Source organism: [Borrelia] turdi (assembly GCF_030439285.2).
GTDB classification, from domain to species: domain Bacteria; phylum Spirochaetota; class Spirochaetia; order Borreliales; family Borreliaceae; genus Borreliella; species Borreliella turdi.
This window is the reverse complement of the sequence record NZ_CP124018.1, coordinates 346,226-359,976: the sequence shown is the minus strand read 5'-3', so window position 1 is coordinate 359,976 and position 13,751 is coordinate 346,226. Positions and strand designations below refer to the sequence as shown.

Sequence of the window (13,751 nt, the reverse complement as noted above, 5' to 3'; positions counted from 1 at the left end):
AAAAGTTTTTAGGGGGATGATGAATTTGGGGTTATTTGATTTTATACTTTCTATGTTTAGTATTAATAAAGAACTTACTTCTGAGCAAATAAAGCAAAAAAGGTTAAAAGAAGTTAAAATTAGTTTAAGCAGAGTAAGCAATTTTTTTAATGCTTCGAAAATTCAAGCTTTACCCCAATTTTCTAGGTTTCTTTATAATTTTTATAAAATTTTTTCTCCCTTAAGGCCATTTGCCCAAAGATATAAAAATTCTAACAAAATTGTTCATTTTGTTGTTGAAAAATATTTAAGTGAAAGCCAGAAGAAATCTTTAGATTATATTTATTCTTTTTCTGCAAGTGATAACATAAATTTTGATTCAGATCTTCCTAAAAAATTACATAATAATTTATCTTTTTTGTTTAAAAACATAACTCAAGAACAAATTAAATTGATAGATGAAACTTATGAAGCTTTGCATAATTTTTTTGATTTAGTTTTATATCAATACTATTTGGTTCTTAAAAATTTTGACAGTTTGCTTCCAGAAGATGATTTTGTATATAGGCCTAGATTTAGCTCTATAGGATGTGGGGTTATCATAGATGATCTTAAAGATTTATTAGAATGTATCTCTTGCATTAAGAATATTTCTATTTGGAAAAATCTTTATGACATTATTTTAGAAATTTATGGAAGCAAAGAAGATTTTCCTATTAAATCAAATGTCTGGATTAAGATTATTTCTTCTATTTTAGATATAAATAAGAGTAAAGAAATATTATATTTAATAAGATATGTTAGTGGGGATCCGGATTATTTTCCTATTTCTACTAGTCAAAAAATCAATCCAATAGCAAGAATATTTTTTAATGATCTTACCAAGCATGTTGCCACTGAAATTGAAAAGATTAAAGTTTTGCAAAAAAGTAGTAAATCCAAAATATTGGCTGAGCAACTTTTCCCAGGAGTATCTTTTTTAAATTTGGATAATTATAATGAAAAAATGAATGAAAAGATTTTATCTAAAATTATGAGCACTACAGGGTATATTTATTGTGAGCTTTTAGTTTATTTGAGAACATATACTATTCATTTTGTTAAAAAAGATCTTAATGATATTATTAATTTGCTTATTATTAAAGGCCAATGGAAGCTTATAGAGCTTTCAAGAGAAATGTCTAATGATATGCATGCCTTAATTAATATTTATGCAAGTCTTATTGATTTTGATTCTAGTTTAGGAGAGCAAGGCGGATATGGTAATAGAATAAATGCATTACTACACAGAGCTTCTGTGGGGGATAAATCTTCAGAGAAATTATTGTTAAACATTATAGCAGATGTTAATAAAAAGGCGTTTGCCATATCAAGTGAATATTATTCTAAAGTTTATTCTATTGAGCAGCGCTTGCAAGATTGTCTTTCAGATTATTCAAAGGTCTCTTTGGAAAGAGAGCTGATTTATAATTGGAAAGAGCTTGATATGGAACTTGCTAAAAGCTATGGAAACAATTTAAACTTTGGAGGTATAATGAAAAATATTTTAGGCAGTTTAGCTTTATTTTTAAAGTTAATGGATTTATATTTGGAGAAAAAATGAATAAATTAAAGGAGTGTTAAATGGCTAGGAAGTGTGAAATAACAGGGAAAAAGACCATGTTTGGAAACAATGTTCCAAGAAAAGGTCTTGCCAAAAAAAAAGGTGGAGCTGGGCAACATATTGGAGTAAAAACCAAAAGAACCTTTAAGGTTAATTTAATAAATAAAAAATTTTTTATTCCAGATCTTGGAAGAAGTGTTAACATTAAGGTTTCTGCTAATGCATTAAGAAGTATTTCAAAGTTAGGACTTGATGTTTTTTTAAAGAAAAACTGCAAAAAAGTAGAAGACTTTTTATAAACTTTAATTTTTGACAATTTTATTTTATTAGAATACTGCTTGATATTAAGTATTCTGGTGGATTGTGCGTTATTTTTGAGTCTGTAAATTCAAAATTTTTAAAAAGGCTTGAAATAGTCATGATCGCATTTATGTTTTCTGGAAATATTTTCTTTGATTTATAGCTTTCTAATATTAGATTGAGGCTAGGAGGCCTTTTTTCGAGGAATATGCGCTTTAAATTCTCTTCGAGCTTGAGAGCTTTTTTTATATTTGTAGATTTTGAAATAAAGTAAGATAGTAAAATAAATGAATTTTCTTCTTTATTTATAAAAGGTGTTAAAAACTCACAAAATCTTATTAAATGCTTATTGCAAGTTTTTCCAAAAATTATTGGAATTATTTTTATGTCTTTCTTTATATTGCTAATAAAATTCAATGTGATTTCAATTTTATGATCATTTTCGATTAGTTTATTGTCTATATTTATAAAATTTAAATTTTTTAATAATTTTAATATTTTTAGGTTTACTTTAATATGCTTATTAAATATTTTCCATATATGATGATTGGATATATTGATTAAAAAATTGCTTTTTGCTTCAGATATTATAAATACATTATTAGTTTGATTTGATATTATTTTTTTAAAAAAACATTCATTTTTTAAAAAAAACTCATAGTTTCCATAACTTGTTAGGATGGCTTTGTGAGTTTTTTTTTCTGACAACTTTAATGATAAGCTGTTTGTATTATTTGAATAAAATATGTTTTCAACCAAGGAGTTTCTAACTTGTTTTATATATTCCGCCCCTTGATTGCATCTTCTACTGTATTTATTTCCATAAATTCTGTTCCTTTGTCAATGTCTCTATTTGGGTTACCAGAAATGATTATTACAGTATCTTCGTCATTAACAATACCTTGTTCTTTTAATATTTTAAGAGAAGTTACTACAAATTCAGTAGTTCTTTTAAAATTATTGTCTACAAGATTAGAATAAACCCCGTAAGACAATGCCAATTCTCTTGCCAGCCTTTCACTATTTGTTGTAATAAATAATGGAACGCTTGCTCTGTAGGTTGCCATTATTCTTGCGGTTTTGCCCTTTAGAGAATCTACAATAATTGCTTTTATATCCAGAAGTTTTGTGGCATCGATTGCACATTTTATAATATAGTTTCTTGTAATGCTTTTATCGTAAAAAAGTTCATCTTTATATAAGGTCATTTTTCTATGTTTTTCAACTTTTTTAGCAATGTTTGTCATCATTTTTACAGCTTCAATTGGATATTTTCCATAAGCGGTTTCTCCAGATAGCATAATTGCATCTGTGCCGTTTAAAATAGCGTTAGCTATGTCAGATACTTCTGCTCTAGTAGGTCTTGGGTTTTCAATCATTGTATGAAGCATTTGAGTTGCTGTAATCACAGGTATTCCATACTTTATGCAGGTTTGTGTTATTTTAAGTTGGGCAATAGGCACATCTTCTGCGGGAATTTCAACTCCCATATCTCCTCTTGCAACCATTATTCCATAAGATGCTTGTACAATTTCTTCAATATTGTCAATTCCTTCTTGATTTTCGATTTTGGATATGATTTTTACATCAGGATTTCCAGCAGCATTTAAAATTTTTTTAACATCTTGAACGTCTTTTGAATTTCTTACAAACGAATGGGCAATAAAATCAATATTATATTTTGCTGCAAGCTCAATAAATCCTTTGTCTTTTTCGGTTACTGATTGCAGTTTAAGAGAAATGCCAGGAGTATTGATTGATTTTTTATTTTTAATTTGGCCATCATTTTTAATTTCGCAAATTAATCGGTCAGATAGCTTGCTAACAACAGTCATTTCAAGCTCACCATCATCAATTAGCACTTTAGATCCTTGAGGCACTTCTTGAACAAATCCACCATAATTGGTTTGAAAGCTATTGGGTTCATTAATGGGCGAGGTTGAGATGATTACTTTGTTTCCAGTTTTTACAATAATAGGATTTTCAATGTTTGCTGTTCTAACTTCTGGCCCTTTTGTATCGATCATTAGAGCTATTTTATTTGAAATTTTTCTAACATTGTCTATTACTTTTATTGTATCTTCGTGTGATTGATGAGCAGTATTTAGCCTTATGACATTTACTCCTGCATCGTATAAATCTTTTATATGTTCTGGTTCGCATCTAAGATCAGATATTGTTGCTACAATTTTTGTTAACTTTGAAATCATAAAGTTCTTCCTCCACTTCTATAAATTTTATGCTTTTTGTCTTTGAATAACAATATTTTATAAAAAATTCAAAACTTTGCTTTACTATATAGCGGTATTTAGTTTTGATTTTTTAATTTTTTTATTAGGGTTTCATCTAGCTTAATATGTAAATTTTTTTCTGCTTTTGGAATTACAAGACCTAGCTTTCCGTTTTTAACTCTTCTTAAATTTTTAACTTGAGTATAGTAAAGATCCGCTTTTCCTGATTTTTTTGCTAATTTTGTATAAAATACACATAAATTACCAGCAGCTAAAAGGACGTCAAGGCAAGGAGTTTTATTTTTTTGACCTTTAATAAAGACATAAGCCCCAGGATAATCTCTTGTGTGAAGCCAATAGTCATTTCCTTTAACATAGTGTCTTAAAAGTTCATCGTTTTCTTTTGCGTTTCTTCCAATAATAATTTCAAATCCACGACAGGTAACCCGCAAGCCTATTTGTGGTGTTTTTTCTTTTTTTTTAATAGCAGTTTCTTCTTGATGATATTCTTCTTTTGGAATGAAATTTTCGATCTTTAACATGGTTATTTTTGATTGGATGAGATTAAATTTGTCTAGATTATCTTTTAATTGATTTTGTATTGTTTTAAAAGAATTTTTGTTTTTTTTATATATTTTAAAATATTGTAAAGCATTTTCTTTTAGTGATAATGCTTGGTTTAACGATATTTTTATTTTTTCTTCTTTGTAATTTAAGAGAGTTATTTCTTTAATCCCTTTTTGTATTTTGTTAATATTTAATAAAATCAACTCACCTTTTTCTTTTTCATTTTCAATGTTTGCAATTAGCTTGATTTGTTTTTTTAAAGATTCTATTCTTTTTTCTAAAACAATTAACTCTTTTTCATATTTTTGAATAAGCAGTTCTTTTATATTGGTTTTTTTAATTTGATTGCTGAGTGATTCATAGTAATTTTCAAGAAATTCAGAATAGGATGTATAACTTGCATTATTGTATTCTTCTTTTAGGCCCATAATTTTTTTATCAGATATTTTATTGCTTTCATGTATTTCTTTAGCTTTTAAAAAGATTTCACCCGTTGTTTCTTTTATTTTTGGCCTTCTATAATATACATCTAGTATTTTAAAATTTGGGGTTGTAGCTATTATATTTGGAGAGGATGGCCATAATTTGATAAATAAGATAATTATTTCCTTTTTTAAAATCTCAAGAGAAATTATTCTTTCATTTTTCATTTGGAAAGCTTTTATAATTTTTCCATTTTGAATTTTTGATTTTAAGAAGTCAGAAAATCTTAACTTTAAGGCATTATTTTTGAAATTTTTTTTTGTTATATGGAGTCTGGTAGTGCTTGGATTTAAAGAGATTAATATTTTAATTTTTTTTTTATCAATTTTATTATAAATCTCTAAAATCAAATTTTTGTAATCTGGTTGTATTATTTTTTTTATTAAAGAGTTTGTGAGAGGAATTTCTTTAATCAAAGTATTTATTTCAACGTAATTCAAAGACATTTTTGTCAAATCCTAATTCTTTAAAGATGTTTATACCTAAGTTTTAAATTTCTATTTTATGTATTAAACTATTACTATTAATAATAGTTTATTTCCATGATATGTAGTATTATGGAAATAAAGTTTATTGGCAATAAAATATTAAATGTGGTTTTGTTAATAGCTTAAGCTTAATAATAAGAGTTCATAGAATGGTAAAAACAATTCTTTTATTGGTTTTATATCCTGTTGTTGTGTTTGCTCAAATATCCGCAAATCAATACTTTGAAGGAATTTATGCTAAATATCAAAATATAGAGGATATGCAAGCGACAATTAATTTCACTTTAAAGGGGTTAAAGCAAACAGGTATTTTATTTTATAAGTTTCCAGACAAGTTTATTATTAATCTAGATTCAAATAATCAAGTTTTTGTAAGTGATGGTGAATTTTTGACTGTTTATGTTCCATCTCTTGGGACTTCGTTTAGTCAACAATTAATAAAAGGTAGCAGCGGGGGAGGTCTTATGAAAGTTTTAAATAGTGAGTACAGCGTGTCTTATACCAATTCTCCAAATCTAGAAGCTCTAGATTCATCTGAGTCTGGAAAATATATTAAATTAACCTTTTCTAGAAAGCTTTACAAGGGGGCCGCTACTATTAATTCTTTTATTATTGCTTTTACTTCGGATGGAATAATTAGAAGAATTACTGCTTATCCTACTAGTGGTGGACGTGAAATAGTTATTGATTTAATTGCCGTGAAGTTTAATATTGGGATTCTTGATAGCAAATTTAAGTATGATCCTCCAAAATCTTCGAATAAGGTAGATAATTTTTTATATGATATTAAAAAAAATTAAGGTTTAAATCTATGGAAGAAAATGATTTTATTAAATTTGGGAGCTATTTGAGAAAAGTTAGAAATGGTAAAAATTTGACTCTTGAAATGGTAGCTGATGATATTAAAATTTCTATTAAGTATCTTAAAGCTCTTGAAGATTCTAATATTGAAATTTTCCCAAATGAAGTTTTGGCAGTTGGATTTTTGAGAACTTATAGCGAATATTTAGATATTGATTCTAGGTTAATATCAACACTTTTTAAGGATTATAAAAGTAAGCTTAATAATAGTTATATTGGGATTAGATCTGAAGATAAAGTTTCAAATTTAGGATTTTTAGGCGATAATAAAGCGCTGGACAAAAAATTGGTTTTTTTTAATTTAGAGCCTTTAAATGTGTTTAAAATCCTGTTGGGAATTGTTGGTGTTGTTTTACTATTGTTTGTATTTTTTGCCTTTAGAGAAGTAGAAGTTTATTTTAAAAAATTTTTTAAGCTTAGCAAGGATGAGAAGATAATTTCAAATATTCATGAAGTATCTTTTGATAAAAAGAATTTTTGGAATCTTTCTCTTAAAGAGGGGGATTTTTTATCTTTAACGCATGGTGATAACATTGCAAAATATAGAGCATCTTTTATTAGTGATGATTTAGTTATTGTTGATGAGTCTAAAAAAAATAAAGATATTTTTAATTTAGGAGAGTTTAAAGAGATAAATCTTGATGATAATTTGAGAGTCAAAATTATTTATGAGAATTATTATTATGATAAGTCAAAAATAGCTAATGTAAGTCTAGAGTCTTTTGCTTTAAATATTAAATATGTATCTGAAACTAATATTGACAATAGATTTAATATTTTAAATTGGCAGTTTGATGTTAAGGGGGCTGAAAAATTACCAAGTAGTAATTATCTTACCCTATATTCTTCTCAAAAACTTTCAAATGTTGATTTAAAAATCGATTTTTTAAATGATACATTTTTTAGATATGCTGATGAAAACAATCTTTATGGTAAGTCTTTTTTTGCATCCAAAGGGATTCCTATTAATTTAGCTTTTGAAAAATCTTTGATACTATTTTTTTCAAGACTTTCTGATGTTAATATTATTCTCAATGATAGAGACATTACGCCTTTTTTAAAAGAGCAAGGAAAAGAAATTTTTGCGATTCAATTTTTTTGGGTAAAGACGCCTTCAGGATTTGATCTCAAGGTTTCTGAAGTTTATTAGTAATGGATAAAATAAAAAATTTTTTTTCTAGCTTAAATTTGTCTCAGGAAAAAATTGTTTTTAGCAAAAGTAAAGATCCAATTCTTGTTTTAGCGGGGCCTGGAAGTGGCAAAACTCGAGTTATAATTGCAAAAATTGTGTATTTAATAAAGCATATGAATATAAATCCTAATGAAATCTTAGCTTTAACTTTTACCAATAAAGCTGCAAGCGAAATGAATGATAGGATAAATGATCTTTTAAAATTTGACAAGAAGCTTCATATTCAAACTTTTCATTCTTTTGGGTCTTGGCTTTTGAGGGTTTACTATAAGGATTTTGATAAAAATTATGATTCAAATTTTACAATTTGGGATACTAATGATGTTGCTAGATTTGTCAAAGAAATTGATCTTGCTTCAAATCTTGAAATGGCAAAACATATTGCATCTTTGATTTTAAAAAATAAGGAAAATTTTTTCTTAGAAAAATTTATTGAATTTACAGAAAGGGAATATGAATATATCAAAATTTATGAGGAAGAGAAAGCTAAGAATAATGCTTTTGATTTTTCTGATCTTATTATTAAGCCTGTTTTAATGCTGAGGCAGTCTAAATCTATAAAAGAATCTGTTCAATCTAAATTTAAAGTTATTTTTGTAGATGAGTATCAAGATACGAATTATTCACAGTTTTTATTTTTGAAAGAACTTTATTCGGATGGTATGTATTTTATGGCTGTAGGAGATGAAGATCAGTCAATATATTCTTTTAGAGGAGCTAGAATTGAAAATATTCTTGAATTTGAAAAAACTTTTAGTAATGTTATTAAATTTTATTTAGTGCAAAATTATCGTTCAAATTTAAATATAGTGAATATTGCAAATGGGGTTATCTCAAAAAATAAAAATAGGCATGAGAAACAAATAACAACTCAAAATGGTTCTAGTAAAAAAATGAAATTTTTAGTTTTTCAAAGCACATCAGATGAAGCTGAATATTTTTCTAACTTGCTTGTTGCTAATGATATTGAGACAGCAATACTTTATAGATTCAATTCCCAATCTTTCCATTTTGAAACATTCTTTTTAAAGAAGAATATCCCATACAAGGTTTTAGGGTCAATTAAGTTTTATGAGAGAGAGGAAATAAAAGATATTATTTGCTTGCTTAGGCTTTTTATAAATAAGAAAGATAAAATAGCTTTTTTAAGAATGATAAATAAGCCTTCTAGAGGAATTGGAAAAACTGCTCTAGCCAAAATAATTAGTGCTTTAAACGATGATGATGTTAATTTTAATTTATTTTGTGCGAGCAAAAAGGCTTTGAGTTCACTTAAAAATAGAGCCAAAGAGTCTCTTTTATTGTTTATAAATATTTATGATGAGCTGGTTAAGAAATTTTCTAAAGACAATTATATCAATTTATCTGCTTTTATTGAGGATGTTGTAATTAAGTTTGGTCTTTTAGATTATTATAAAAAGTTTGATAAGGATGAAAAATTAAGAAATATTGATGAGCTTATTAATAGTGGAATTGAATATTCAGGTACATTTGAAGGTCTTGCTATTTTTTTAGAAAATTCTTCACTTTCCCCGTTAATTTCTGGAGATTTTAAGTCCAATATATTTTTGTCTTCAATTCATGGTGTTAAGGGGCTTGAATTTGATAGAGTTGTGATTTCTGGACTTGAAAAGGGTCTTTTGCCAGCTGAAATTGAAGAATTAACAGAAGATAGGCTTGAGGAAGAGAGAAGGCTTTTTTATGTTGCAATCACAAGAGCTAAATCAGAGCTTATTGTTACTTTAAATTTAAAGCGAGCTTTTAGAGGTTCTTTCAAAAGTACTGCACCTTCCATTTTTTTTCAAGATATTGACAAGAATTTTTATGACATTGTTTTTATACCCGAGTATTTAAAAGAGAATTTTAATAATTTTTTTATTGATAATAAAAGGGATATTAGATTTAATATTGGAGACCATATAATTTATAATGGAGAAAAGGGAATGATTATTGATAGCTGGTACCAAGGCAATTTCCAGTTTGTTAAAATTAGTTTGATAAATGGTAAGAAGGCCATTTTGAATTCTGAATATATTAAAAAAATTATCAAAGCGTAGAGGTTTATTTTGGAAGATATACATTTGGAAAATAGCTTAAAGTTAAGCTTAGTTAGGCTTAACAGAGAGAGTGAAGATAAATTTATTTTAAAATTTGAGAAAGTTATTAGATTGGTTAATGAAATTTCAAATTTTGATGTTCAAATTAATTTTGATGCTAATAAAAAAAAGGTTTCTACATTGCGTGAGGATAAAGCAAGATTTTCTCTTTCTATTGAATCAATTAAAAAGCTTAGTAACTCGTTTTTAGATGGATATTTTTCATCTCCTAAAATATTAGAATAAGGAGAAGGTCTTGGACTTAAGTAGTTTAACTTTAACCAAAATTCAAGAATTAGTTTTAACTAAAAAATGTAAAATTTATGATATTTTACTTGCTTATAAAAATAATTATGAATTAAATAAAGGTATTAATGGATATATTGAATTTTTTGATGATTCTTTAGAGATTGCAAAAAATTATGATGATTGTTTAAAAAATTGCGAATTAGAGGATTTGCCTTTAATTGGTATGCTTATTGCTGTTAAAGACAATATTTCAATTCAAGATAAATCTTTAACGTGTGCTTCTGAAATTTTAGAAGGATATATTTCTCCTTATGATGCGACTGTGATTAAAAGGCTTAAGGATAAAGGGGCAATTTTAATTGGTAGAACCAATATGGATGAATTTGCCATGGGCTCTACTTGTGAATTCTCCTATTATGGTGCAACCTTAAATCCTTTAAATAGAGAATATGTTATAGGGGGTAGTTCTGGAGGCTCTGCGGCTGTAGTTGCATCGTTTCAGGCGCCGTTTTCGCTTGGTAGTGATACTGGCGGCTCTGTTAGGCTTCCCGCATCTTTTTCAGGAATTTTAGGCTTCAAACCTTCTTATGGAGGTCTTTCTCGCTATGGGCTTGCATCTTATGCTTCATCTTTTGATCAAATAGGGTTTTTTTCTCATTCTATTGAAGATATTGCTTTAATATTAAAGCATACTTGTGGAGTTGATGAAATGGATTCTACTAGTGTAGATATCTTTGATGATTTTTATCCTCTAAAAATTGAGTCTTTGCAAGGTAAAAATTTAGCCGTAATTAAAGAACTTAACGAAGATCTAATGGACAAAAATGTTGCAAGTAGTTTTGTCAAATTTAAATTTGATCTTTTGTCCAAAGGTATTAATATAAAAGAAGTTTCAATAAAAGAGATTGATTTTATTTTATCAATTTATTATACAATTTCTCCTGTTGAAGCATCCTCCAATCTTTCTCGTTATACTGGACTTTGTTACGGCAAGAGAATATCAGAGAATTTGAGTCTTAATGATTTTTATTTTAAACATAGGAGTAATTTCTTGTCAGAAGAAGTTAAAAGGCGTGTTGTTCTTGGAAATTATTTATTATCAGAAGGTTATAATGCCAAATATTATACAAAGGCTTGTGAAATTCTTCAAAATTTAATTATTCCTAAATTTAACAAGCTTTTTACAAGTTGTGATTTTATTATTACTCCAACAAGTTTTGTTAAGCCTTTTAGAATTGGCTTAGATTTTGATGATCCTGTTAAAATGTATTATTCAGATATTTGTACTGTAATTGCAAATCTTATTGGAGCTCCTGCTATTTCGATTCCTTATGTTAAGGATGAGGAAGGATTATCGATTGGAATGCAAATTATTGGGCGCAGTAAGAAGGATTTTGAACTTTTAAGTTTTTCAAAAAATGTGATTAGGGAATTGGGATTGAATGGAATATAAATTAGTTATTGGATTAGAAATTCATATTCAGTTAGGTTTAAAAACAAAGGCTTTTTGTGGATGTAAGAATGAGTTTGGAGGAGTGCCTAATTCTCGCATTTGTCCAGTTTGTCTTGGATTGCCCGGTTCATTGCCAAGTGTGAACGTAGAGCTTATTAATAGCGCAATTTTAGCAGGACATGCTACAAATTCAAAAATTAGACATGTTGTTAAATTTGATAGAAAACATTATTATTATCCGGATTTGCCAAAAGGGTATCAAATCTCGCAAAATGATAAGCCGATTTGTGAAGGAGGAAGCTTATTAATTGAAGCTCCTTCGGGATTTAAAAAGATTAACATTATTAGAATTCATATGGAAGAAGATTCGGGCAAGAGTCTCCATTTGCTTGATGGTGAGAATCAAAGTTATATTGATTTTAATCGTTCAGGGGCTCCTTTACTTGAGATTGTTTCTGCTCCAGATATTAGTAGCGGAGATGAAGCGGTTGCTTTTTTAAGTTCTTTAAGAGAAATTTTTAGGTATCTTGATTTGTCAGAATGCAATATGGAGAATGGTTCTTTTAGATGTGACGTAAATGTTAATTTAATTATTAGAGAGAATGGTGTTGAGCATAAAACTCCTATAGCTGAAATAAAGAATTTAAATTCTTTTAAATCTATTAAAGCTGCCATTGAATATGAAGAATTAAGGCAGCAAGATGAGTGGATTAAATTTAGGAAAACTCTTGATAATTATGGTAAGCATACTAGAGGATTTGATGATAAAAGTGGGGCAACGGTAATTCAAAGGGATAAAGAGACAGTAGCTGATTATCGATATTTCCAAGAGCCCGATCTGCCTTTAATAGAAATTGATGATTTTTATATTGATAATATTAAAAAATTAAAGTTAATCGAACTTCCATTTGACGCAAGAGTTAGGCTTAAAAATCAATATGGGTTAAGTGATTTTGATGTTATTACTTTAACATCAGATAAGCACTTGCTTAGATATTTTGAAGAGGCTGCTATTAATGCAAGTGATCCTAAAAAAGTAGCCAATTGGATATTGTCTGAAGTTTTAAGCGTTCTTAATGATAAGGAGATTAGTGTTCTTGAATTTAATTTGCTTCCAAGCTATATTACAGAGCTTGTTGAATTTATTGTTGCTGGTAAAATAAGTGGCAAAATGGCTAAAAAGGTGTTTTTAGAAATGATGGCTAGAAAAGTTCCTGCTTCTGTTATTATAAGTGAAAATCAACTAGAGCAAATAAGTGATGAGCTTGTTATTAAAGAGATTGTGCTTGAAGTTTTAAATGAAAATCCTAAGTCAATTGAACTTTACAAAAAGGGCAAAGATCATGCTATTAAATTTATGATGGGGCAAATAATGAAAAAATCTTCAGGGAAAATTAATCCTATACTTGCAAATGAAATTCTTTTACAAAGTTTATCAAATGTATGATTTGTCATTAATAGATAATTTGCCAGTTATTAAAAGGGCAAGATTTTTTTATCTTTACGATATTTACGGTAAGAGGTATTTGGATTTATATCTAAATGGTGGAAAAAATTTTTTAGGTTATAGAGTTCAAGGATTAAATCGACTTTTTAAGCAGACTATGTCAAGGGGCTTGATATCTCCTTATCCTTCTGTTTTTAAAAATCAGTTTATAAATTTGGTATTTACTTTTTTTAAAGAGGCCGGATCTGTTTATATTTTTAAGCTAGAACAAGATGCAAAAGAGTTTTTATTTTCTTTAACTGGCAAGGATAAAGTTTTTATGCCTTGGGAAAAGGAAGAAGGAATATATGAGTTTAAAGTAGGATTTGGTGATATTAAATATCCTATGATTTTTAATATTCCTTTGCCTGATTTTATGTCTGTTAGTATTGTAGTTATAGATAATCTTTCTAGAAAAATAGAATTTAAAGATAATTTTGATGCTTTAACCTTGTCTTTGGCCAAACATATGTTAAGCAAGCTTATATTTTATAAAAAAAATCTCAATTTTGATTTTAATTCTTTTACTACATCTTTGTTTAGATTGACTGGTAGGTATATGTTTCCTCTTTATGATGCTTGTTATCATGCTGAAATTTTTAATAAATTTCTTAAACATGGGTATTTAATTAGTCCAAATTTTAGTATTCCATCTATTATTCCTTTGAAGTTTTCTAAAGGAGATCTGGATAATTTTAAAAAAATTTGTCTTGCCCTTAAGAATGAGTTTATTGATGGGCTTGACAGTAATCCTTACAAATAA

The 13,751-nt window shown here is 27.6% G+C and carries 12 protein-coding genes; 9 read left to right on the top strand and 3 right to left on the bottom strand.

Annotated features, from left to right (window positions below; genetic code table 11):
• Positions 1-19 precede the first annotated feature (19 nt).
• Together QIA31_RS02255 and rpmB are read left to right on the top strand one after the other, a co-directional pair.
• Positions 20-1,582 (top strand): PI-PLC domain-containing protein, encoded by a 1,563-nt coding sequence (locus QIA31_RS02255; RefSeq protein WP_301394084.1) that lies wholly within the window; start codon positions 20-22, stop codon positions 1,580-1,582.
• A 20-nt stretch (positions 1,583-1,602) separates the two neighbouring features.
• The gene (gene rpmB / locus QIA31_RS02250; protein ID WP_301385593.1) at positions 1,603-1,881 is read left to right on the top strand and encodes a 50S ribosomal protein L28; all 279 of its coding nucleotides are present in this window, start codon (positions 1,603-1,605) and stop codon (positions 1,879-1,881) included.
• Positions 1,882-1,900: 19 nt separating this feature from the next.
• On the opposite strand, the gene amrB is transcribed toward rpmB, so the two are convergent.
• The 3 genes from amrB to QIA31_RS02235 all read right to left on the bottom strand — a co-directional run bounded on the left by amrB (position 1,901) and on the right by QIA31_RS02235 (position 5,609).
• A complete protein-coding gene (gene amrB / locus QIA31_RS02245; protein ID WP_301394083.1) occupies positions 1,901-2,641 on the bottom strand; it encodes an AmmeMemoRadiSam system protein B in 741 nt (246 codons plus the stop codon).
• A 17-nt stretch (positions 2,642-2,658) separates the two neighbouring features.
• A complete protein-coding gene (pyk, locus tag QIA31_RS02240; protein WP_301394082.1) occupies positions 2,659-4,092 on the bottom strand; it encodes a pyruvate kinase in 1,434 nt (477 codons plus the stop codon).
• A 98-nt stretch (positions 4,093-4,190) separates the two neighbouring features.
• Positions 4,191-5,609: an NFACT RNA binding domain-containing protein gene (locus QIA31_RS02235; RefSeq protein WP_301394081.1), complete on the bottom strand. Its 1,419-nt coding sequence runs from the start codon at positions 5,607-5,609 to the stop codon at positions 4,191-4,193.
• Between the two features lie 191 nt (positions 5,610-5,800).
• Here QIA31_RS02235 and QIA31_RS02230 point away from each other — a divergent pair, with 191 nt between their 5' ends.
• From QIA31_RS02230 to QIA31_RS02200, 7 genes are read left to right on the top strand one after another with little or no spacing between them, the layout of a single operon-like run.
• Positions 5,801-6,451, top strand: a complete 651-nt coding sequence (locus tag QIA31_RS02230; RefSeq protein WP_301394080.1) for a LolA family protein — start codon at positions 5,801-5,803, stop codon at positions 6,449-6,451.
• An 11-nt stretch (positions 6,452-6,462) separates the two neighbouring features.
• Complete coding sequence (locus QIA31_RS02225) at positions 6,463-7,662, top strand: BB_0345 family helix-turn-helix protein (RefSeq protein ID WP_301394079.1); 1,200 nt, start codon at positions 6,463-6,465, stop codon at positions 7,660-7,662.
• A gap of 2 nt (positions 7,663-7,664) precedes the next feature.
• The gene (locus tag QIA31_RS02220) at positions 7,665-9,761 is read left to right on the top strand and encodes an ATP-dependent helicase (protein ID WP_301394078.1); all 2,097 of its coding nucleotides are present in this window, start codon (positions 7,665-7,667) and stop codon (positions 9,759-9,761) included.
• A 9-nt stretch (positions 9,762-9,770) separates the two neighbouring features.
• Positions 9,771-10,046 (top strand): Asp-tRNA(Asn)/Glu-tRNA(Gln) amidotransferase subunit GatC, encoded by a 276-nt coding sequence (gene gatC / locus QIA31_RS02215; RefSeq protein WP_151060006.1) that lies wholly within the window; start codon positions 9,771-9,773, stop codon positions 10,044-10,046.
• Between the two features lie 10 nt (positions 10,047-10,056).
• Positions 10,057-11,502, top strand: coding sequence for an Asp-tRNA(Asn)/Glu-tRNA(Gln) amidotransferase subunit GatA (gene gatA / locus QIA31_RS02210; RefSeq protein ID WP_301394077.1), 1,446 nt, complete (start codon positions 10,057-10,059; stop codon positions 11,500-11,502).
• Positions 11,492-12,949, top strand: coding sequence for an Asp-tRNA(Asn)/Glu-tRNA(Gln) amidotransferase subunit GatB (gene gatB, locus QIA31_RS02205; RefSeq protein ID WP_301394076.1), 1,458 nt, complete (start codon positions 11,492-11,494; stop codon positions 12,947-12,949). Before gatA ends, gatB begins: the two co-directional genes overlap by 11 nt.
• A complete protein-coding gene (locus QIA31_RS02200) occupies positions 12,942-13,751 on the top strand; it encodes a hypothetical protein (RefSeq protein ID WP_301386057.1) in 810 nt (269 codons plus the stop codon). Before gatB ends, QIA31_RS02200 begins: the two co-directional genes overlap by 8 nt.